This is a genomic window from Blastococcus sp. SYSU DS0539, assembly GCF_054050855.1.
In genome coordinates, this window is record NZ_JBJHAF010000001.1 from 34,318 (window position 1) to 55,614 (window position 21,297).

Annotated in this window: 19 protein-coding genes; 15 read left to right on the forward strand and 4 right to left on the reverse strand. The window is 72.9% G+C overall.

Translation table 11 applies throughout. From position 1 onward, the window contains the following. Nucleotides 1-23 precede the first annotated feature (23 nt). Nucleotides 24-1,517: a DUF349 domain-containing protein gene (locus tag ACI790_RS00165; RefSeq protein WP_456567748.1), complete on the reverse strand. Its 1,494-nt coding sequence runs from the start codon at nucleotides 1,515-1,517 to the stop codon at nucleotides 24-26. Nucleotides 1,518-1,557: 40 nt separating this feature from the next. Here ACI790_RS00165 and ACI790_RS00170 point away from each other — a divergent pair, with 40 nt between their 5' ends. From ACI790_RS00170 to dapF, 3 genes are read left to right on the forward strand one after another with little or no spacing between them, the layout of a single operon-like run. Beyond that, the gene (locus ACI790_RS00170) at nucleotides 1,558-2,283 is read left to right on the forward strand and encodes a hypothetical protein (RefSeq protein WP_456567749.1); all 726 of its coding nucleotides are present in this window, start codon (nucleotides 1,558-1,560) and stop codon (nucleotides 2,281-2,283) included. After that, nucleotides 2,280-3,200: a tRNA (adenosine(37)-N6)-dimethylallyltransferase MiaA gene (miaA, locus tag ACI790_RS00175; protein WP_456567750.1), complete on the forward strand. Its 921-nt coding sequence runs from the start codon at nucleotides 2,280-2,282 to the stop codon at nucleotides 3,198-3,200. The genes ACI790_RS00170 and miaA overlap by 4 nt, the downstream gene beginning before the upstream one ends. Further along, a complete protein-coding gene (dapF, locus tag ACI790_RS00180; RefSeq protein ID WP_456567751.1) occupies nucleotides 3,197-4,069 on the forward strand; it encodes a diaminopimelate epimerase in 873 nt (290 codons plus the stop codon). Before miaA ends, dapF begins: the two co-directional genes overlap by 4 nt. A gap of 6 nt (nucleotides 4,070-4,075) precedes the next feature. On the opposite strand, the gene ACI790_RS00185 is transcribed toward dapF, so the two are convergent. Further along, nucleotides 4,076-4,297, reverse strand: a complete 222-nt coding sequence (locus tag ACI790_RS00185; RefSeq protein WP_456567752.1) for a hypothetical protein — start codon at nucleotides 4,295-4,297, stop codon at nucleotides 4,076-4,078. A gap of 143 nt (nucleotides 4,298-4,440) precedes the next feature. Here ACI790_RS00185 and hflX point away from each other — a divergent pair, with 143 nt between their 5' ends. From hflX to ACI790_RS00200, 3 genes are read left to right on the forward strand one after another with little or no spacing between them, the layout of a single operon-like run. After that, the gene (hflX, locus tag ACI790_RS00190) at nucleotides 4,441-5,901 is read left to right on the forward strand and encodes a GTPase HflX (protein ID WP_456567753.1); all 1,461 of its coding nucleotides are present in this window, start codon (nucleotides 4,441-4,443) and stop codon (nucleotides 5,899-5,901) included. Nucleotides 5,902-5,959: 58 nt separating this feature from the next. Then, a complete protein-coding gene (locus ACI790_RS00195) occupies nucleotides 5,960-6,661 on the forward strand; it encodes a phosphatase PAP2 family protein (RefSeq protein ID WP_456567754.1) in 702 nt (233 codons plus the stop codon). Then, nucleotides 6,654-7,700, forward strand: a complete 1,047-nt coding sequence (locus ACI790_RS00200; RefSeq protein ID WP_456567755.1) for a hypothetical protein — start codon at nucleotides 6,654-6,656, stop codon at nucleotides 7,698-7,700. The genes ACI790_RS00195 and ACI790_RS00200 overlap by 8 nt, the downstream gene beginning before the upstream one ends. A gap of 2 nt (nucleotides 7,701-7,702) precedes the next feature. On the opposite strand, the gene ACI790_RS00205 is transcribed toward ACI790_RS00200, so the two are convergent. Next, on the reverse strand, nucleotides 7,703-8,458 hold the full coding sequence (locus ACI790_RS00205; RefSeq protein WP_456567756.1) for an IclR family transcriptional regulator: 756 nt from the start codon (nucleotides 8,456-8,458) through the stop codon (nucleotides 7,703-7,705). Nucleotides 8,459-8,572: 114 nt separating this feature from the next. On the opposite strand from ACI790_RS00205, the gene ACI790_RS00210 reads away from it, so the two are divergent. The 5 genes from ACI790_RS00210 to ACI790_RS00230 all read left to right on the forward strand — a co-directional run bounded on the left by ACI790_RS00210 (nucleotide 8,573) and on the right by ACI790_RS00230 (nucleotide 14,816). Continuing rightward, nucleotides 8,573-9,847 (forward strand): CaiB/BaiF CoA transferase family protein, encoded by a 1,275-nt coding sequence (locus ACI790_RS00210; protein WP_456567757.1) that lies wholly within the window; start codon nucleotides 8,573-8,575, stop codon nucleotides 9,845-9,847. After that, a complete protein-coding gene (locus tag ACI790_RS00215) occupies nucleotides 9,844-10,998 on the forward strand; it encodes an ABC transporter ATP-binding protein (protein WP_456567758.1) in 1,155 nt (384 codons plus the stop codon). The genes ACI790_RS00210 and ACI790_RS00215 overlap by 4 nt, the downstream gene beginning before the upstream one ends. A gap of 68 nt (nucleotides 10,999-11,066) precedes the next feature. Beyond that, nucleotides 11,067-12,158, forward strand: coding sequence for an ABC transporter substrate-binding protein (locus ACI790_RS00220; protein ID WP_456567759.1), 1,092 nt, complete (start codon nucleotides 11,067-11,069; stop codon nucleotides 12,156-12,158). A gap of 76 nt (nucleotides 12,159-12,234) precedes the next feature. Then, nucleotides 12,235-14,031, forward strand: coding sequence for an ABC transporter permease (locus tag ACI790_RS00225; protein ID WP_456567760.1), 1,797 nt, complete (start codon nucleotides 12,235-12,237; stop codon nucleotides 14,029-14,031). Beyond that, nucleotides 14,028-14,816, forward strand: coding sequence for an enoyl-CoA hydratase/isomerase family protein (locus ACI790_RS00230; RefSeq protein ID WP_456567761.1), 789 nt, complete (start codon nucleotides 14,028-14,030; stop codon nucleotides 14,814-14,816). The genes ACI790_RS00225 and ACI790_RS00230 overlap by 4 nt, the downstream gene beginning before the upstream one ends. A 68-nt stretch (nucleotides 14,817-14,884) precedes the next feature. Here ACI790_RS00230 and lexA read toward each other — a convergent pair whose 3' ends face one another. After that, a complete protein-coding gene (lexA, locus tag ACI790_RS00235; RefSeq protein WP_456567762.1) occupies nucleotides 14,885-15,649 on the reverse strand; it encodes a transcriptional repressor LexA in 765 nt (254 codons plus the stop codon). A gap of 491 nt (nucleotides 15,650-16,140) precedes the next feature. Here lexA and ACI790_RS00240 point away from each other — a divergent pair, with 491 nt between their 5' ends. The 4 genes from ACI790_RS00240 (at nucleotide 16,141) to ACI790_RS00255 (ending at nucleotide 21,222) form a co-directional block, all read left to right on the forward strand. Next, nucleotides 16,141-16,380, forward strand: a complete 240-nt coding sequence (locus ACI790_RS00240; protein ID WP_456567763.1) for a LysM peptidoglycan-binding domain-containing protein — start codon at nucleotides 16,141-16,143, stop codon at nucleotides 16,378-16,380. Nucleotides 16,381-16,523: 143 nt separating this feature from the next. After that, a complete protein-coding gene (locus tag ACI790_RS00245) occupies nucleotides 16,524-17,282 on the forward strand; it encodes a hypothetical protein (protein WP_456567764.1) in 759 nt (252 codons plus the stop codon). Nucleotides 17,283-17,676: 394 nt separating this feature from the next. Then, nucleotides 17,677-18,198 (forward strand): transcriptional regulator NrdR, encoded by a 522-nt coding sequence (gene nrdR / locus ACI790_RS00250; protein WP_456567765.1) that lies wholly within the window; start codon nucleotides 17,677-17,679, stop codon nucleotides 18,196-18,198. 144 nt (nucleotides 18,199-18,342) lie between these two features. After that, a complete protein-coding gene (locus ACI790_RS00255) occupies nucleotides 18,343-21,222 on the forward strand; it encodes a vitamin B12-dependent ribonucleotide reductase (RefSeq protein WP_456567766.1) in 2,880 nt (959 codons plus the stop codon). Nucleotides 21,223-21,297 lie beyond the last annotated feature (75 nt).

A 21,297-nucleotide genomic window follows, 5' to 3' on the forward strand; every position in this document is an offset into this window, starting at 1 on the left:
GGGCGTCGGTCGTCGGGGAGCTGCTAGCGGCGGCCGGCGGACTTCTCCGCCTCGGCCAGCCACTCCTGCCGCGTGACGAGGTTGGCCTGCGCCTCGTCGATCCGGCGCTGGTCACCCGCGGCCTCGGCCTTGGCCAGCTGCTCCTCGGCCTTGGTGACCGCGGCGCGCATCGAGGTGACCATCGGGTTCTCCGGAGCGGTGCGGACGCGGCCGGCGTCGGCGGCGCCCCGGATCTTCTGCTCGACCGCCTGCATGCGGTCCTCGAGCTGCCGCATGACGGCGCGCGGCACGTGCCCGATGGCGTCGTAGCGCTCCTGGAGCTTGCGCAGCGCGTTCTGGGCGCCGCGCAGGTCGGTGGACGGGTCGAGCTTCTCCGCCTCGGCGAGCAGCTCCTCCTTGGCCTGCTGGTTCGCGACCTGCTCGGCGTCGCGCGCCTTGTCCTGCTCGGCGCGCGCGTTGAAGAAGACGTCCTGCGCGGCCCGGAACTGCTTCCACAGGTCGTCGTCGCCGTCGCGGCCGGTCCGGGGCACCGCCTTCCAGCGGTCCATCAGCGCGCGCATGGCCGCGCTGGTGGGCCCCCACTCGGTCGACGTCGACAGCCGCTGCGCCTCGGCGATGAGCTCCTGCTTGGCGGCGCGGGCCTCGCCGCGCTGGGCGTCCAGCCCGGCGAAGTGGGCACCGCGCCGGCGGCCGAACGCATCCCGGGCGGCCGCGAACCGGGTCCACAGCGCCTCGTCGGTCTTCCGGTCGATGCCGCGGATGGTCTTCCACTCCTCGACGATCGCCTTGAGGCGGTCGCCGGTGGCCTTCCAGGACGTCGACTCCGCGGCGAGCTGCTCCGCCTCGGCGGCCAGCGCCTCCTTGCGGGCGACCTGGGCGGCGCGGGCGGCGGCCTTCTCGGCGCGGTACTCGGCGGCGGCGGCCTCCGCCGTCGCCACCATGGCGCGGGCGCGGGCGGCCAGCCCCTCGAGGTCGCCGACGGCGGCCGCGGTGGGGAGGGACTCGGCGAGCGCCTCCGCCTTGGCCTTGATCTCGGCCGGGTTGCCGGTGTGCGCCTTGAGCCGCGCCTCGAGCAGCGCCACCTCGGTGGCGAGGTCGTCGTACCGGCGGCCGTAGTGGGCCAGGCCGGCCTCGGCCTCGCCGGCCTGCCAGGACCCGACCTCGCGCTCGCCCTCGGTCGTGCGCACGTAGACGGTGCCCTGCTCGTCCACCCGGCCCCACTGCGCGGGGTCGCTCACCACCGTCTCCACCGGTGGTGCCGCCGGTGCCGGCGCGGGGGCCGGCGGTGGTGCGGGCGCGGGGACCGGTGCCGCTGCGGGCGCCGGTTCCGGCTCGCCGGCGGGGTCGGGGAGCGCCGCGTCCGCCGGGGTGGGCGCCGCCGGCGTGCCGGCCGCGGGGGTCACCGCGTCGGGGCTGCCGGTCTCCTGCGCCGCCTCGGGGGCGGTGGTCTCTGGGTTCTCCGCAATCGGCGGAGCGGCCTGCTGCACCCCGTTGCCGGGGTCGTCCGTGCTCGACACGTCCCGCAGTGTTCCACGTCCCATCGGCGACACTGCTGCCGTGACCTCCCCTTCCGGCGACCGCCCCGCCCGGACCTCCCACGCGTCGGCCACCGTCGCGTTCTGCCCGTGCCCGCCGTTGCTGCTCCCGGCGGTGGAGGGGTCCCCGGCGGCGGAGACCCGCGCCCTGCGGTCGGCCTGCGTCGATGCGGTGACGGCGCTCCTCGCGGCCACCCCGGAGGTGGTGGTCGTCGTGGGCGCCGGGCCGGCGCCGGGGGAGCGGTTCGGCCCGGGGGACGGCGGCGATCTGCGCGGGTACGGCGTCGACGTCCGGCTGCCGTTCGACGGCCGGCTCGGGCCCGGTGGGCGCCGGCTGCCGCTGGCACACACCGTGGGCGCCTGGTTGCTCGACGAGGTGGCCTTCGGCGGCACGCGGCTGGGCGTGGGGCCGGCCGATCTGGATCAGCTGCTGCGCGACCTGCCGGCCCCGGTGGGCGTGCTCGCGATGGGCGACGGCTCCGCCCGGCGCTCCGTCAAGGCCCCGGGCTACCTGGACGCCGCGGCCGGACCGTTCGACGCCGCCGTCACCGCGGCCCTGGCCGCCGGGGACGCCGCGGCGCTGGCGGCCCTGGACCCGGCGGAGGGCGAGCGGCTGCTCGCCGCGGGGGTGCCGACCTGGCGGGCGGTCGGTGCCGCGTTCGCGGGCCGGGACGTCACCGCGCGGCTCCGGCACGACGCCGCCCCGTTCGGGGTGGCCTACCCGGTGGCCGACTGGATCGTGGCGTGACCGCGCCGCCGGTCGTCGCCGTCGTCGGGCCGACCGCCACCGGGAAGACCGCGCTCGCCGTGGCGCTGGCCCGGCGGCTGGGCGGCGAGGTGGTCAACGCGGACTCCATGCAGCTGTACCGCGGCATGGACATCGGCACCGCCAAGCCCGACCTCGCCGAGCGCGGGGGAGTGCCGCACCACCTGCTGGACCTGTGGCACGTGCGCGAGCCGGCGTCGGTGGCCGAGTACCGGCAGCGCGCCCGGGCCGAGATCGACCGGCTGCGCGCCGCGGGCACCGTGCCGTTCCTCGTCGGCGGCTCCGGCCTGTACGTGCGCGCCGTCCTCGACGAGCTGGACTTCCCCGGCACCGACCCGGTGATCCGGTCGCGGCTGGAGGCAGAGCTCGCCGCCGTCGGCCCGGCGGCGCTGCACGCGCGGCTGGCCGGGCTCGACCCGGCGGCCGCGGCGGCGGTGCTGCCCAGCAACGGACGCCGCATCGTGCGCGCGCTGGAGGTGATCGAGCTGACCGGCGGTCCCTTCCGGGCGGAGCTGCCCGAGCCGCGGCCGCACTATCCGGCCGTCGTCCTCGGCCTGGACCGCGCTCCGGCCGAGCTGGACGAGCGGGTCGCCGTCCGCGTGGACCGGATGTGGGCGGCGGGCTTCGTCGACGAGGTGGCGGCGCTGGCCGCCGACGGGCTCCGTGAGGGGCCGACGGCCTCCCGCGCCCTCGGGTACGCCCAGGTGCTGGCGCAGTTCGACGGCGTGCTCTCCGCCGACGAGGCGCGAGAGCGCACCGTCACCGCCACCCGCCGGTTCGTCCGCCGGCAGCGCTCCTGGTTCCGCCGGGACGCCACGACCACGTGGCTCGACGCCGCGCGCCCGGACCTGGCCGACGCCGCCACCGCGGTGATCACCGCGCCTACGATCGACCGGTGACCTCCTCGCCCCGCGTGCTGATCGGGCACGGCACCGAGAACGACTTCGTGCTGCTGCCCGACCCCGACGGCGCGGTGTGGCCGGAGGACCGGCTGGACGCCGCGATGGTGCGGCGGCTCTGCGAGCGCCGGGCCGGCCTAGGGGGCGACGGCGTCCTGCGGCTGGTGCGCAGCGTGCACGTCCCCGACGCGGCGGCCGTGCTGGGCGACGACCTCGGGCGCTGCGAGTGGTTCATGGACCACCGCAACGCCGACGGCTCCTACGCGGAGATGTGCGGCAACGGCATCCGGCTGTTCCTGCACGCCCTGATCAGCGAAGGCCTCGTCGGCCGCATGGCCTGCGCCGACGGGCTGCTGGTGGGAACCCGCGGCGGCCCCCGGCGGGTCGGGGCCGCTGCAGACGGCGGCTACTGGGTGGACATGGGCCCCGCGCGCCCGTTCGGCGAGGGCGAGGCCCGGCTGGACGGCCACGTCTTCCCGGGTGCGGCGGTCTCCATGGGGAACCCGCACCTGGCCTGCCTCACCGACGTCCCCGTGGACACCCTCGACCTCACCAGCCCGCCGGTCGTCGACGCGGCGCTGTTCCCCGAGGGCGTCAACGTCGAGCTGGTCAACGTCGTCGAGCCCGGCGCGCACGTCCGGCTGCGCGTCTCCGAGCGCGGGGTGGGGGAGACCCGGTCCTGCGGCACCGGTGCCTGCGCGGCGGCGTACGCAGTGCTGCGCGCCGGAGGGGCGACCGAGGGCACCGTCGTCGTCGACGTGCCCGGGGGTCGCCTGTCGGTGCAGGTGACCCCCGGGACGACGGTGCTTAGCGGGCCGGCGGTCCTGGTGTCGGCCGGCACGCTGTGCCCGGAGTGGCTCGCCGGCTGATCCCGGTCAGGGGGAGTCGGGCGTGTCCGCCCGCGTCTCCGGCTCGTCGGTGGGGGCCTCGGGCTTGTCGGCCGGCCCCACGTTGCCCGTGCCGCGCGGCTCGCCGCGGCCGGTGTCCTGATCCGCCCCGCCGAAGATGTTGCGGGGCTGGGAGATGCCCTTCGGGTCTCGGCCCGGATCGTCGAGCCCGCTGTCGGTCCCCGGGGTGCTGGCGCCGCTCTCGCTCATGCGCTCCTCCTCCTGCTCGTGGCTTCCGTCGCGGACACCCCTACCCGTGCCGGTGAACGGGATGCACCCGGGCGGTCGATGCGTTGTACCCGGCGATGACAACTCAGGTGCTATCACCGAAGGACCGTGCCACGCTGAACCCGATGACGACCGCCCCCGACGCCCTGCCGTCCGACGAGCAGACCGAGCCGACACCCGCCCGCCCTGCCGCGCAGCGGGACGAGCCCGACGACACCGCCGGCTCCTACGCGCTGGAGGCGCGCGGCGCCCTGCGGCGCGTCGCGGGGCTCTCCACCGAGCTCGCCGACGTCACCGAGGTCGAGTACCGGCAGCTGCGGCTCGAGCGGGTCGTGCTCGTCGGCGTCTGGACCGAGGGCACCCAGGCCGACGCCGACCGCTCGCTGGCCGAGCTGGCCGCCCTGGCCGAGACGGCGGGCTCCGAGGTGCTCGAGGCGGTCAGCCAGCGGCGCGACAAGCCCGACGCGGCCACCTACGTGGGCTCGGGCAAGGCCAACGAGATCCGGGACATCGTCGTCGCGACCGGCGCCGACACCGTCATCTGCGACGGTGAGCTCACCCCCGGCCAGCTCAACCAGCTGGAGAAGGTGCTCAAGGTCAAGGTCGTCGACCGGACCGCGCTGATCCTGGACATCTTCGCCCAGCACGCCACCAGCCGGGAGGGCAAGGCCCAGGTCGAGCTGGCGCAGATGCAGTACATGCTGCCGCGCCTGCGCGGCTGGGGTGAGTCGCTCTCCCGCCAGGCCGGTGGCCGGGTCGCCGGTGGTGGCGGCATCGGTACCCGTGGTCCCGGTGAGACGAAGATCGAGACCGACCGGCGGCGGATCCGCGCCCGGGTGAGCAAGCTGCGCCGCGAGATCGCCGGCATGGCCACCGCGCGAGCCACCCAGCGGTCCAGCCGCGACCGCAACGCGGTGCCGAGCGTGGCCATCGCCGGGTACACCAACGCCGGCAAGTCAAGCCTGCTCAACCAGCTCACCGGGGCCGGCGTGCTGGTCGAGAACGCGCTGTTCGCCACCCTGGACCCGACGGTCCGCCGGGCGCAGTCGCCGGACGGCCGGGAGTACACGCTGACCGACACCGTCGGCTTCGTGCGCCACCTGCCGCACCAGCTCGTGGACGCCTTCCGCTCCACCCTGGAGGAGGTCGCCGCGGCCGATCTGCTGCTGCACGTGGTCGACGGCTCCGACCCCGACCCGCTCGGCCAGATCGACGCCGTCCACGTCGTGCTGAACGAGATCGACGCGTCGGCGGTCCCCGAGGTCATCGTCGTCAACAAGGTCGACGCGATGAGCGAGGAGGACATCCTCACGCTCCGCCAGGCGCTTCCGGGCGCCGTCTGGGTCTCGGCCCGGACCGGTGCCGGCATGGAGGAGCTGCGCCGGCTCGTCGCCGAGCGGCTGCCCCACCCGGACGTCGACGTCGACGTGCTGGTGCCCTACGACCGGGGTGACCTGGTGGCTCGCGTGCACCGGGACGGCGAGGTCCTCGACGAGCAGCACGAGGGCGGCGGCACGCGGCTGACCGCCCGCGTGGACGGGGCGCTCGCGGCCGTGCTCGAGGAGTTCACGAACCCGGTCGCCTGACTGGGTCCGCCCCGGTCGCTCGGATCACGATCCGGTCACGGCCCGGTACGGTGGCGGCGTGACGAGGGGTGCGGTGCGGGACGCCGGTCTGCCCGGCACCGCGCCCGTCGTCTCGGCCGGCCGGCCGCCGTGGTGGCTGGTCCTCGTGTCGGTGGTGGTCGGCGGTCTGGTGACCGCCGACCTGCTCGCGCACGGCTCGCTGGAGCGGATGGACCTGCGGGTCTCCGAGATCGTCAGCGACTGGGGGCTGAAGGAGTCTCCCGCCTATCCGGTGGTCTGGCTGATCACCCAGCTCGGCGGGCGGGTCACGATCCTGGTGGTGCTGGCCGGTCTGATCGGCTACCTGCTCTGGCGGCGGGGCGCCTGGCTGCCGGCCGCCCGGGTCGTGCTCGCCGTCGCCGTGCTGACCGCCGGCGTCTACGCGCTCAAGTACGGCATCGGCCGCACCGCGCCGGCGTTCCCCGGGTCGTACTACTTCCACGCCGACGGCGCGTCGTTCCCCTCCGGCCACGTGGCCAACGCGGTGCTGATGTGGGGCGTCGCCCGGTGGCAGGCGGTCGAGTACGGCCTGCCGGCGGGCGTGCAGCGCACGTTCTGGTGGCTGAGCGTGGCCGGGCCGGTCGCGACCGGGGTGGCGATGGTGTCGCTGGACTTCCACTGGGTCACCGACGCCGTCGTCGGAGCGGCCGTGGGGATCGTCCTGTTGGGCGTGGTTCATGCACTGGATGCGGCGGTCCTGTCACGCTGGGTACGTGCGTGAGCAGGCCGACCGATCGGACAGCCGCACCGCGATGCGTCGGCTCGTCCTGGCCACCGCACTGACCGGTGGGCTGGTCGCCGTCGGCCCGGGCGCCGCCCTGGCCGAGGACGCGGCGCCGACGGTGCGCTGCTCGATCACCGACCCGCGGCTCGCGGAGCTGTCCGGGCTCGTCGTCGTGGGCGAGCAGATGCTGGCGCTCAACGACGGCGGCGAGCAGGTCGCCGTCCACGGGCTCGACGGCGCGTGCGCGGTGGTCGACGTGCAGACCGCCCCGGTGGACCCGTACGACCCCGAGGACCTCGCGGTCGGGCCGGAGGGCGGGGTCTGGATCGCCGACACCGGTGACAACAACTCCGACCGGGACACGGTCGCGCTTCACGTCCTGCGCCCCGGCGGCGCCCCCGCGCTGCACCGGCTGACCTATCCCGACGGCGCGCACGACGCCGAGGCGCTGCTGGTCGCCCCCGACGGCACGCCGTACGTGGTGACCAAGGAGGTGCTCGGGTCCAGTGGTGTGTACCGGCCCGGCGGCTCGCTGACCGATGGTGCGACGGTCCCCATGGAGCGGGTCGCCACCGTGAACGTGACCCTGACCGGCACCCCGGGGGGACCGGTGGGCCGGGCGGGCCAGCTGATGATCACCGGCGGGGCGGTCGCGGCGGACGGCAGCGCCGTCGCGCTGCGCACCTACACCGATGCCTACGTGTGGCCGCTGACCGGTTCGGACGTCCCCGGGGCGCTGGCCGGCGAGCCGGTCCGGGTGGCCCTGCCGGAGTCCCCCCAGGGCGAGGCGATCAGCTTCACCGCCGACTCCCGTGCCCTGGTGGTCGCGAGCGAGGGGCTGCCCAGCGCGGTGACCGTCGTGCCGCTGCAGGCCGGTACGGCCGCGCCCACGGCGGCACCGGTCGCGGACCAGCTGCCCGGCTTCGACGACCTGGTGCGCTCGGACCGCCCGCCCGTCGCGGCCGCGTTGGTCGCCGCCGCCGTCGCGACCGTCGTCGTCTGGGTGGGCAGCCGGCTGCTGCGACGCCGTTCCTGAGGTCAGGCGTCAGGCTGCCAGCCGAGCTGCCGGCTGCACTCCTCCGCGGCCCGGGTGACCTGCTCGCCGTGCACCGGCCACAGGCGCCGCGGGAACCGGTGAGCCGGTAGCGAGATGCTCAGGGTCGCCACCGGCATGCCGGAGCGGTCGAGGATCGCGGCCCCGACCGCGGCGATGTCCGGGTGCCGGGTGCCCACGGAGACCGCGTAGCCCTGGCGGCGCACTCTCCGCAGCTCGCGCAGCAGGCCCTCGGGGTCCGTGTCGGTATGGGGGGTGAGTGCCTCCAGCGGGGCGGCGCGCAGCAGGGCGGCGGCGCTGGGCTCGGGCATCGCGGCGAGCACCGCCTTCCCCGACGCCGTCGTGTGCAGCGGTGCGCCGTTCCCGACGGAGGCATGGGTCCGGACCGGGTGGGCGCCGTCGATCTTGTCCAGCAGGACGATCCGTCGCTCCTCCGGGACGGAGAGGTGCACCGTCTCGCCGGTCGCCGCGGAGAGCCGGTGCATGGCCGGCAGCGCGATCCGCCGGATCTCCTCGTCCCCTCGGTGCCGCGAGCCGATGGCCTGCGCCTTCGCGGTGAGCGACCACCGCGTGGGCTCCTCGGCACCGGCGCGGATCCACCCGAGGTCTCTCAGCGTCAGGAGCATCCGCTGGACCGTGGACTTCGGTAGCCGCATCTCCCGGGACAGCTCGCTGACCCCCACCGGTTGCCGCTCCGAAACCGCTTCCAGCACTGCCAGTGCGACGGAAACCGACCTCATGTGATTGACGCCACCCTCTGCCGGTCCTACTGTGGCCCGCACCACAGCGTGCCACCGCTCGGCAAAGCGTGCCACACAGCGGCACAGGCGAGCAAGGCAGTCGGGAGAGACGACGTGTCAGACCAGGTCCCCCAGGGCGCCCTCTCGGGCGTGCGGGTCCTCGACCTCACCCAGGTCATGGCGGGGGCGTACTGCTCCATGCTGCTGGCCGACATGGGTGCCGACGTCATCAAGATCGAGCGCCCGGAGGGCGGGGACGACACCCGCCGGATGTCCCGCGGCTCGGACGTGGAGCACTCGCCGGCTTTCAACGCCATGAACCGCAACAAGCGCGGCATCGCCGTCGACCTGAAGGACCCTCGGGGCGCCGAGGTGGTGCGCCGCCTGGCCAGGGATGCCGACGTCCTCGTCGAGAACTTCCGGCCGGGTCTGCTGGACCGCTTCGGACTCGGTCAGGAGGCCCTGCGCGCCGAGAACCCAGCGCTGATCTACTGCTCCATCTCCGGGTTCGGGGCCACCGGCCCCTACGCCGGCCGGGGCGGCTACGACCTCGTCGCCCAGGCGATGAGCGGCCTGATGAGCATGACCGGCGAACCCGGTCGCGCGCCGGCGAAGGTGGGCGTCCCGATCTGCGACCTGAACGCCGGTGTCTTCGCCGCGTACGGCGTGCTCTCCGCCTACATCCACCGCCTGAAGACCGGCGAGGGCCAGTTCGTCGACACGTCGCTGCTCGAGGCGGGGATCGCGTACACCGTCTGGGAGACGGCGATGTTCTTCAGCCTGGGTGACGTGGCCCGGCCGATGGGGTCTGCGCACCGGCTGTCCGCGCCGTACGAGGCGTTGCCCACCGCTGACGGGTGGATCGCCATCGGCGCGGCCAATCAGCGGAACTGGACACGCCTGTGTGCTGCGCTCGGTGTCGACGAGCTGACCACCGACCCCCGGTTCGCCGACAACCCCGGCCGGATGAAGCACCGGATCGAACTGGCCGGCGAGCTCGCGACCGTGCTCCGCCGGCGCACCACCGCCGAGTGGCTGGAGGACCTCCACCGGGCAGGTGTCCCGAGCGGTCCGCTCTACGACATCGAGCAGGTCTACGCCGACCCGCACGTGCAGGCCCGGGACATGGTGGTCGAGACGGAGCACCCGCGGATGGGGAGGGTGCGCCACATCGGCGCCCCGGTGAAGCTCTCGGCCACGCCGGCCGCCGTGCGCCGCCCGGCACCGCTGCTCGGTCAGCACAGCCGCGAGGTCCTCGCCGAGGCCGGGATGTCGCCGGCGCAGATCGACGAGCTGTTCACGGCTGGCGTGCTCCTGACCACACCCGCCGATGAGCGGGCGTCCGACAGCCACCGCACCCCCATCGACCCCACGGAGGTCCCGGCGTGACCCACCTCGTGCTGTCCCGACTCACCAAGAGCTTCGGCGCGGCCCCCGTCGTCGACAGGGTCGACCTGTCCATCGAGGAAGGGGAGTCGGTCGTCCTCCTGGGGCCGAGCGGCTGCGGCAAGACGACCTGTCTGCGCATGATCGCAGGTTTCGAGCGGCCGGACTCCGGCGAGATCCGCTTGCGCGACCGCACGCTGGTCGGCCCCAAGGTCTTCGTCCCACCGGAGCGCCGGAAGATGTCGGTCGTCTTCCAGAGCTATGCCCTGTGGCCGCACCTGAGCGTGCAGGAGAACGTCGCGTACGGCCCCACGACGGCGAAGGCGAAGCGCGAGGACATCCGTCGCCGGGTCGACGAGGCCCTGGCCATGGTGCACCTGGACGGGATGGGCGACCGCTACGCCCATCAGTTGTCCGGTGGCCAGCAGCAGCGGGTGGCTCTCGCTCGGGCCCTCGTCAACGAGCCCGCGCTCCTCCTGCTGGACGAGCCGCTCTCGAACCTGGACACCCGGCTGCGCGAGGAGATGCGATCGGAGATCAAGCGCATCCAGCGCTCCCTCGGCGTGACGATGGTCTACGTCACCCACGACCAGGCTGAAGCGTTGTCCCTCGCCGATCGGCTGGTCGTCATGCACTCGGGTCGCATCGTCCAGAGCGGGCCGCCCGAAGAGGTGTACAGCCGTCCACGGAATAGCTTCGTCGCCCGCGCCCTGGGCGCCACGAACGTGCTGACCGCCGTCGTGCGTGCGGCCCTCGAGGCGGACACGGTGTCGCTGCAGCTACCCACCGGCGGGACGGTGAGTGCCCATCGCCCGTCCCACCTGGCGCTGCAGGCGGGCGCGGAGGTCGCCGTCTCGGTGCGCCCGGTGGACATCCGTCTCCGGGTGGGGGAGGGGCGCTCCGGGACGGCCCGCGTCGTCGAGGCTCTCTTCTTCGGTGACCACGTGGCCTACACGCTGCAGGTGCCCGGCCAGGCCGCCCCGGTGAAGGCGACCGGACCCGGTGCCGGGCGGTTCGAGGTGGGCCAGGACGTCGCCGTCGAGATCGACGGCGCGGCGGTGGCACTGCTCGACGACGCCCCGGACGGCGGGTCCCACCATGCCGCGGCGGCGTCGCCTGCCGGCGCGGTCCCGGCCGGCCGGTCCGCGGCATGACCGCATCAGTCCACACATCTCCCGATCCCACCGATCACCCGTTCCCCCTCATCCCGGAAGAAGGCACCGTGTTCGCATCCCGCTCTCCCCGCCGTCGTCTGACCACCTGTCTCGCAGTTCCGGCGGCCGCTGTCCTCGTCGCGGCCTGCGGCAACGGATCGGAGGGCACGGCCGCTTCGGGTGGCAACTCCGGGGCTGCGGAGATCGAGGGCATCAGCCAGGAGCTGATCACCGCGGCGCAGGAAGAGGGTGGTGTGGTTCTCTACGGCGGCGGCCACACCCGGCCGGGCGTCGAACTCCTCCAGGAGAAGATGCAGGAGCTGTTCGGCATCCAGCTGACCTTCACGCGCGAGGACTCCGGCGCGGTCGCCAACTCGGTCGAGGCCGAACTGGCCAGCGGTTCGCTGAACGCCGACGTGGTGAGCCTGACCGATCCCGAGACGATGATGCAGTGGGCCGAGGACGGCGTCATCGCCGACGCGGAGGTGCCCAACGCGGACGAGATCATCGACGGGCTGGACAATCCGGAGAACCCGCAGGTGCCGTACAGCCTGGTGCCCCTCGGGTTGATGTACAACTCCGCCAACACCGACCCCGCCGACCTGCCCACGACGTGGGAGGAGCTGGCGAACGGCGACTACGGGACCATCGTCAGCGCCGATCCGGGCGCGTCCGGTACCGCACTGTCGTACTACACCACCCTCTCCGGGGAGCTCGGTGAGGGCTGGATGGAGCAGCTCGCGCAGCGTGACGTCATCGTGACCGACAGCAGCCTGGCGCTGGCGCAGCTGGTGCTGACCGGAGAGGCCGACCTGGGCATCCCGGCGATCGAATCAGCGGTCATCAGCACCGCGGCCGAGGGCGAGCCGCTGGCGATCGCTTTCATGGAGGACGGCGTGCCCACGTTCACGAGCGAGCTGGCGATGCTGGCCGAGGCACCCCACCCGAACGCGGCCAAGCTCCTGGTGCAGTACCACCTCAGTGAGGACTTCCAGACCGCGCTGACCGAGCTCGGCGGCCGCAGCGTCCTGCAGGACGGTCCTCAGCCCGCCGAGGGGGCCGACCTGTCCGACGTCACTCTCCTGCCGGCCGACCTCGAGGAGATCGCCTCCCGCGGGGACGAGGTGGTGGCCCGCTTCGCCTCGCTGTTCGGCCGATGAGGGCCGGCACCCTGATCGCCCGCGACCCCACCGAGGAGAACCACCTGTGGCGCTGACCAGTTCAGCCTCTCCCGCCGTGTCGACGACCGACACGGCGGGGGAGGGGGCGACCACCGGCCCGCCGGCCGATCGCGGCCCGAGCCGCCGGAAGGGCACCGGTTTCGAGCGGGCGATGCGGCTGGTCTGGGTCGCGGCCATCCTCGCGCTGGTCGGCTACCCGGTGGCGCAGGTGTTCGGGCAGAGCTTCGTCGCCGACGACGGTGGCCTGACCCTGGACAACTACGGTCTTCTGGCCAGCGAGCCACGGCTGATGGAAGGCGTCCTCAACTCGCTGTGGATCGCGGTCGGCACGGTGATCGGTAGCTTGCTGCTGGGCCTGCCGGTGGCCTGGCTGGCCGTGCGCACCGACATGCCGTTCCGCCGGTTCTTCCGTGGCAGCGCGGTCCTCACCTTCGCCGCCCCGAGCTTCATCGCGGCACTGGGATGGATCCTGCTGCTGGGGCCGCGCAACGGAATGCTCAACACCGCGTTGATGTCGGTCTTCGGGCTCGAGGAAGCACCGTTCGACATCTTCACGCCGTGGGGGATCATCTTCGTCCTCTCGCTGTTCCTCTATCCCTTGGTGTTCCTGCCGGTGTCGGCGGCACTGGAGGGCATCGACCCGGCCCTGGAGCAGGCCGCAGCCAGCCTGGGCGCGTCCCGTGCCCGCGTGCTGCGGACCGTCACCTTCCCAGTGATCCTGCCGTCGCTGATCGCCGGATCGATCCTGGTGTTCGTCAGCGCCGCCGTGATCTTCGGGCCGGTCGCCATCCTCGGCGCTCCGACCGGCTTCCAGACCATCCCGACGGTTCTGCTCAGCCTCATGCAGTTCCCGCCGCGGATCGAGGCCGCCGCGGTCATCTCCGTCCCGATCCTGGTGATCATCGCCGTGCTGCTGGTCCTGCAGCGCAAGCTGGTCGGCGGGAAGAAGTTCACCGTCATCGGTGGCAAGCCGGGGCGGCAGGACGTGACGCACCTGGGCGGTGCCAGCTTCCTCGCCTTGGGATTCTGCTCGCTGGTCGTGGTCCTGAGCCTCGTGCTGCCCTTCGGTGTCCTGCTGGTCACCTCATTCCGCAAGGCGCTCGGCCGGCCTCTGGGGTGGGACAACTTCACCCTCACGGGAAACTACGAGGAGGTCTTCGGCCGGCCGCTGATCGCGGCCGCGATGGGCAACAGCTTCATCCTGGCCCTCGGGGGGACGGTGCTGGCCCTCGCCGTCGCGCTCCTCGCCTCGTGGCTGGTGCACCGCACCAAGGCGCGGAGCAACGCCGTGATCGTGGGAGCCATGGCGGCGCCGCTGGCCTTCCCCGGCGCGGTGCTCGGCATCGGCCTGATCATCGCCTACGCCGGGCAGCCCTTCGGGCTGGGCGGGACGCTGACCATCCTGCTGATCGCCTACGCGGGGAGCGCGCTGCCGCTGACCTTCGCCTACGTCCACGCCGGGATGGGACAGATCGGTGCGGAGGTGGAGGAGGCATCCCGGAGCCTCGGTGCGTCCTGGGCGCGTACGTGGCGGCGGATCACGGTGCCGCTGCTCCGCCCCTCGCTGCTCGCCGCGGGCATGCTCAATTTCGTCCTGCTCTTCCGGGAGCTGGAGATGTCGGTGTTCCTCTACACCGGCGCGAATCCCACCGTGTCAACGGTGCTGTACAGCCTGGCCAGTGAGTCGCTCTACCAGCGGGTGGGGGCGCTCTCCGTGGTGGTCCTGCTCATCAACATCGTGGTGACCGTGTTCGCCATGCGGCTGCTCGACCGTCGACCCGGCCAGTCCACCCGGCGGTCCCGCCGGTCCCCGTCCGTCGCACTCAACACACCACCGGAGGAAGCAGCATGACCGAGATGAAGACAGACGTCGGCAGCGGCGTCCACCTGCGCTACGAGACCCCGCACATCGCCGTCCTCACCCTGGACAGCCCCCCGTCGAACACCTTCGGCTGGGAGAGCCGGCGTTCGTTCATGAGGGCGCTCGACATCCTGGACGCCGACGAGAACGTCCGGTGCCTGGTGATCACCGGTGAGGGCCGGGCTTTCACCGCGGGAGCGCACCTGGGCGAGGAGCAGTCCATCAGCGACGAGCGGCTCAAGGACTACCTCGCCGAGTTCAGCCGGGTGCTCAACGGCGTGCAGAACTTCCGCGCACCCGTCGTCGCCGCGATCAACGGAGCAACCATCGGCGGTGGCCTGGAGTTCGCCCTGTGCTGCGACATCCGGATTGCCTCTACCGATGCCTTCTTCGTCGCGGCGGGTGTAAATGTCGGCCTCATCGTCAGCTTCTGGCGGTTGCCCCGGGTCATCGGCCTGGGCCCGGCCAAGGAGATCCTGCTCACCGGTGCCCGGTACACCGCCGAGCAGGCCCTCAACTGGGGTCTGGTCACCGAGGTCCACGAGCCGGCGGACCTGATGCCCGCGGCCCTGGCGAAGGCGCAGCGGATCGCGACCCGTGCACCGCTGTCGGTCGAGGTCACGAAGGAGGCTGTGAACGGGGCCTTCGAGATGGACTTCCGCGAGGGGCAGGCGCTGCAGACCAAGCGGTTCCTGGAGATGTTCCGGACCGAGGACCACCAGGAAGCGCTGCGGGCGTTCTTCGAGAAGCGCGACGGCGACTACCGGCGCCGCTGACCGAGGCCCGGACGACCACGGCGGGCCCGTCCTCTTCGGAGGACCGGCCCGCCGTGATCATCGCGTTGTCAGACCCGGCGCAGCACCGAGACGACCCGGCCGAGGATCGTGGCCTCGTCGCCGGGGATGGGCTCGTACGCGGGGTTGTGCGGCAGCAGCCACACGTGCCCGTCGCGGCGCTTGTAGGTCTTCACGGTCGCCTCGCCGTCGATCATCGCGGCCACGATCTCGCCGTTCTCGGCGGTCGGCTGCTGCCGGACGACGACCCAGTCGCCGTCGCAGATGGCCGCCTCGACCATCGAGTCACCGGCGACCTTGAGCATGAACACGGTGCCCTCGCCGACGAGTTCGCGGGGGAGCGGGAAGACGTCCTCCACCGCCTGCTCGGCGAGCACGGGACCACCGGCGGCGATCCGGCCGACGAGGGGGACGTAGGTGGGCGCGGAGGCCTGCTCGCCCTCGCGGACCACCGGGGGCTCGACGGCTGCGGCGCCGCGGCCGGCGTCGCCGGGCAGCCGGACGTCGAGCGCGCGCGGCCGGTTGGGGTCGCGGCGGAGCCAGCCCTTCTTCTGCAGGACCGACAGCTGGTGGGCGACCGAGGACGCCGACGACAGGCCGACCGCCTCGCCGATCTCGCGGACCGACGGCGGGTAACCGCGCCGGTCGATCGAGTCGCGGATGACCTCCAGCACCCGGCGCTGCCGCTGGGTCAGGCCGTCACCGTCGGCCGTCCGGTCCGGGAAGGTGCGGACCGACGCCGAGGCGTCGGCCGTGTCCGGGGCGGCGCCCCGGGTCCCGCGTCGGCCGCCGGACGTCCCGCTCGACTCCGTCACGTCTCCTCCTCGCCGGCTGCCCGCGCAGCTGGTCAGCCCTGGTCGTCGCAGCGACCGTAGCGCCGATCGCCGGCCAGTTCAAACAGGCGTTCGAAAGTTGCCGTGTCGCGCCGCTCGTGTCGGACCCATGGGGTAGACATCGGACAAGCGTTCGAATCGAACACACGTTCGGGCCGGGGTGGGTCCGGCCAGGTGAGGGGCGGGAGACGATGGGCAGCAATGCGGCGGTGTCGGTGCGCGGGGGGATGTCGGGCGCGGCGGAGGAGCGGGTTCGGGAGCGGCCGGTGCGGCACCTCCGCGTCCTCCCGCCTGCCCCGCGCGCCTACGCGGTCGTCGCCCCGCCCCGCGGTGGATCGGCGGAACCGGCGGCCCGGTCGGCCGTGGACCGGCGGGGTGCAGGAGCCCGTCGGGGTGCCGGGGAGTGGCCGGCCGAGCCTGGGCTGCCTCCGCTGCGGCTCACCGCGCGCGGCCGGCGGCTCGTGGTGGTCCTCGTGCTGCTGCTCGCCCTGGGCGTGGTCTCGCTGGCGGGTGCGGTGCTGGGGGGCGGCGGGGACGGGCTGGAGCTGATGGGCACCACGAGCGTCGTCGTCGAGCCGGGTGACACGCTGTGGTCCATCGCGAGCGCGGCGGCCGAGGGGCGGGACGTGCGGGAGGTCGTCGACGGCATCCAGGAGCTGAACGACGTGCGCGATTCGGCCATCGTGCCGGGGCAGCTGCTCCACCTGCCCTGATCCGCTCGCCGGCGCCTCCATCGCGGCGCCCCCGACGTGGCGTCCGCCACGGCGAGAGTTTCATAACCCGCCCCGACGACTTCGTCAACCCTCTGTGCTGGCACGTTCACGTTGCGTGCTGATCACCCGCTTACGGTCTGCCTGTGTCGAGTGTCATGGAGAACCGCGCCGCGGTGTTCGCCGGTCAGTCCCAGGCCGTCGAGGTCTACCAGGCGGGCGCCTGGTGGGCGGGTGAGCTGCTGGGCTGGCGGCATGACGACGCGGGGGCGTGCCAGGTGTGGGTGCGCGTCGTCGTCGGTGGGGTCGAGGAGACGGCGTGGACCGAGCTCTCCACCCTGCGGCTGCCCGAGCCGCACACCGCCACACCGGAGGTCGCCGTCGTGGCGGCGCCCCGCGTGACGCAGGACCCGGCTGTCGCTCAGGCGGTGTCCGCGCTGCACGGCGGTCGGCCCGCCGGCGCCGGCACGACCGCCAGCCTCCCGCTGGTCCGGGACCACCGCGAGCGGTCGAACCCGGCCCGCGGCGGTGGGCGTCGTCGTGCGCCCGAGGACAGCGACGTGCAGGCGGACCCGGCGGCGTCGGTCCCGGCGCCGCCGCCCGGGCGGCACCGTGCGCCCGCTCCCGAGGGCCTGGCCGGTCGCCACCGGGCAGCCGACACCGGCCTGATCCCGGTCGTTCCCGCGGAGAGCGGTGCCGACGTGCCGGCCGCCGCGCGGGACGACCACCCCCGGACCGTGGCGTGGTCGGTGCCGCCGGCCCGCAGTGTGCACCCGGTCGTGGCGGCGCCCGGGGGGCGCGGCTGGACCCCGCCCGCCGACATCGAGGCCGATCTGCTCACCCGGCCGATGCGGCTGAGCGACCAGATCCCGCACTCCCGCCGCCCGCGGGTCGACGCGCGCTGAGCGGCGCCTGACCGTGGCACGCCCCTCGTCGGCATCGGACGTCCGGAGGAGTCCGGCGTCGTGGTGCGTCGGGAGCCCCGTCCGCGGCCTGCCGGCCGGGCCGGCGGGCCGCGGCCCGGGGTGCCGTCCGCGCGTCGGCCCGGCGTGTCGTGTGACTGGTGGGGTCCGGTGTTCCGCGTGCGCACGGCAGTGTCGGGGCGGAACACGCCGAGGGAACGATCACTTGCACATCTTGGGTGGGCCGTCCTAGGGTTCCCCTACATCTAGTAGTTACAGAGCTGTAAGCCCGTCCACAGGCTGGTCCCTAGGTTCTCCCCGGCGCATCCACCGGATGTCCCCAGGAGGGTCCACAGCCGGCCGGTGGCGGGTCGCAGAGGGAAGGGGGTGAACCACCGTGCGCTGCCCGTTCTGCCACAACGCCGACAGCCGGGTGATCGACTCGCGCGAGGCCGACGAGGGCGCCACCACCCGGCGTCGCCGGTCCTGCCCCGCGTGCGGGCGGCGGTTCACCACCGTCGAGGAGGCGGTGCTCGCCGTCGTCAAGCGCAACGGCGTCAGCGAGCCCTTCAACCGCACCAAGGTGGTCGCCGGCGTCCGGCGGGCCTGCCAAGGCCGCCCGGTCGACGAGGACCAGCTCAAGCTCCTCGCGCAGCAGGTGGAGGACGCCATCCGCGCCAGCGGCGCGGCAGAGGTGCCGAGCAACGAGGTCGGCCTGGCCATCCTCGGTCCGCTGCGCGAGCTCGACGAGGTCGCCTACCTCCGGTTCGCCAGCGTCTACCGCTCATTCACCTCGGTGGCCGACTTCGAGCGCGAGATCGCCGAGCTCAGGGCCCGCCAATCCGCCTCGCCGACCGACGAGCCCGCCCCACCCACGCCCCGCGCATCCGTCCCGTCCGGCACCGTCGCCGGCACCTGAGAACTGTCAGTGCCATCCGATAGACAGCAGTTCGAGCAGCTACCGATCGCGGCTCTTCCCCAGCCCCCGATCCACCACCGCGCAGCACCACCGCGCAGCCCCGCGAAGCACCAGGCGACACACGACCAGGGAGAGCTCCACACCATGACCGATACCGACGACCGCGTGGCCGGTCCCCGCACCCGCCGCAGCGCGAAGGCGCCCAGCCGGGGCAAGGGCCTCAAGATCAAGCGCGTCTTCACCACCGCCGGTGTGCACCCGTACGACGAGGTGACCTGGGAGCGCCGCGACGTCGTGATGACCAACTGGCGGGACGGCTCGATCAACTTCGAGCAGCGCGGTGTCGAGTTCCCGGCCGAGTGGAGCATCAACGCCACGAACATCGTCACCACGAAGTACTTCCGTGGCGCGGTGGGCAGCTCGCAGCGGGAGAGCAGCCTGCGCCAGCTCATCGACCGCGTGGTGCTCACCTACACCGAGGCCGGCCGCGAGCACGGCTACTTCGCCAGCGAGGGCGACGCGGAGATCTTCGAGCACGAGCTCACCTGGATGCTGCTGCACCAGTACTTCAGCTTCAACAGCCCCGTGTGGTTCAACGTCGGCACGAGCGCCCCGCAGCAGGTCAGCGCCTGCTTCATCCTGGCCGTCGACGACGAGATGGACTCGATCCTCAACTGGTACCGCGAGGAGGGCCTGATCTTCAAGGGCGGCTCCGGTGCCGGCCTGAACCTCTCCCGCATCCGCTCCTCCAAGGAGCTGCTCTCCTCCGGCGGCACTGCTTCCGGTCCGGTCAGCTTCATGCGCGGGGCCGACGCCTCGGCCGGGACCATCAAGTCCGGTGGCGCCACCCGCCGCGCGGCCAAGATGGTCGTCCTCGACATCGACCACCCCGACATCGAGGAGTTCATCGAGACCAAGGCGCGCGAGGAGGACAAGATCCGCGCGCTGCGCGACGCCGGGTACGACATGGACCTCGGCGGCAAGGACATCACCAGCGTCCAGTACCAGAACGCCAACAACTCCGTCCGCGTCTCCGACGAGTTCATGCGCGCGGTCGAGGAGGGCGACGAGTTCGGCCTGCGCGCCCGCATGGACGGGTCGGTGATCGAGACCGTCGACGCCAAGGCGCTGTTCCGCAAGGTCACCAAGGCCGCGTGGGAGTGCGCCGACCCGGGCATCCAGTACGACGACACGATCAACGACTGGCACACCAACCCCGAGACCGGCCGGATCAACGCGTCCAACCCGTGCTCGGAGTACATGAGCCTGGACAACAGCTCGTGCAACCTGGCGTCGCTGAACCTCATGAAGTTCCTCAAGGCCGACGGCACGTTCGACGCCAAGAACTTCGTGAAGGCCGTCGAGCTGGTCATCACCGCGATGGACATCTCGATCTGCTTCGCCGACTTCCCGACCGCGCCGATCGGCGAGACCACCCGCGCCTACCGCCAGCTGGGCATCGGCTACGCCAACCTGGGCGCCCTGCTCATGGCGACCGGCCACGCCTACGACTCGCGCGGTGGCCAGACGCTGGCCGCGGCGATCACCTCGCTGATGACCGGTACCGCCTACCGGCGCTCGGCGGAGCTCGCCGGCATCGTGGGGCCCTACGACGGCTTCGCCCGCAACGCCGACGCGCACGCCCGGGTCATGCGCAAGCACGCCGCGGCGAACGACGCCATCCGCCCGGTCGGCGCCGACGACGCCGACGTGCTGAAGGTCGCCACCCAGCAGTGGCAGGAGTGCCTGGAGATCGGCGCCGACAACGGCTGGCGCAACGCCCAGGCCTCGGTGCTGGCCCCCACCGGCACCATCGGCTTCATGATGGACTGCGACACAACCGGCATCGAGCCGGACTTCTCGCTGGTCAAGTTCAAGAAGCTGGTCGGCGGCGGCTCCATGCAGATCGTCAACCAGACGGTGCCGCGGGCGCTGCGCAGCCTGGGCTACCAGGAGGAGCAGATCGAGGCGATCGTCGAGTACATCGCCGAGCACGGCCACGTCGTGGACGCGCCGACCCTGCGCCCCGAGCACTACGAGGTGTTCGACTGCGCCATGGGCGAGCGGGCCATCTCCCCGATGGGCCACGTCCGCATGATGGCCGCCGTCCAGCCGTTCATCTCCGGCGCGATCAGCAAGACGGTCAACATGCCCGAGACGGCGACCGTCGAGGACGTCGAGACGATCTACTTCCAGGGCTGGAAGATGGGTCTCAAGGCGCTGGCCATCTACCGCGACAACTGCAAGGTCGGCCAGCCGCTGTCCGGTGGCAAGGGCAAGAACGACGGCACCAAGGACGAGGTGAAGGTGGAGGCCACCGCCTCGACCGCGCTCTCGCACCCGGTGCGCAAGCGCCTGCCGAAGAAGCGGACGAGCGTCACCACCTCGTTCAGCGTCGCCGGCGCCGAGGGCTACATGACCGCGGGCATGTACGAGGACGGCAGCCTCGGTGAGGTCTTCCTCAAGCTCGGCAAGCAGGGCTCGACCCTGGCCGGTGTGATGGACGCCTTCTCGATCGGCATCTCGCTGGCCCTGCAGCACGGTGTCCCGCTGGAGACCTACATCTCCAAGTTCACCAACATGCGCTTCGAGCCGGCCGGCATGACCGACGACCCGGACATCCGGATCGCCCAGTCGGTGATGGACTACATCTTCCGTCGCCTGGCGCTGGACCACCTGCCGGTGGAGAAGCGCGCCGGCCTGGGCATCTTCACCGCCGAGGAGCGCGCCGCGCAGGTCTCCGGCTACGGGACCTCCGCGTCGACGTCCACCGTCCAGGAGGAGGAGGTCGACCTGGAGCAGCTGCGCGGCTCCGCGCCGATCGAGACCGCGAAGGTGGAGGAGAAGGTCACCCCCGAGGGCCCGAAGTCGGTCAAGGAGGCCCACTCCTCGGCCGAGCTGCTCGAGCTGGTCACCGGGACCGCCACCGACGCGCCGCTGTGCATGACCTGCGGCACGAAGATGCGCCCGGCCGGCAGCTGCTACGTCTGCGAGGGCTGCGGCTCCACCAGCGGCTGCAGCTGACCGTGCGTCCCCGGTAGGCACGGGGGACGGACGGACAGGGGTGCGAGGACCACGTGCTGGTCCTCGCACCCCTGT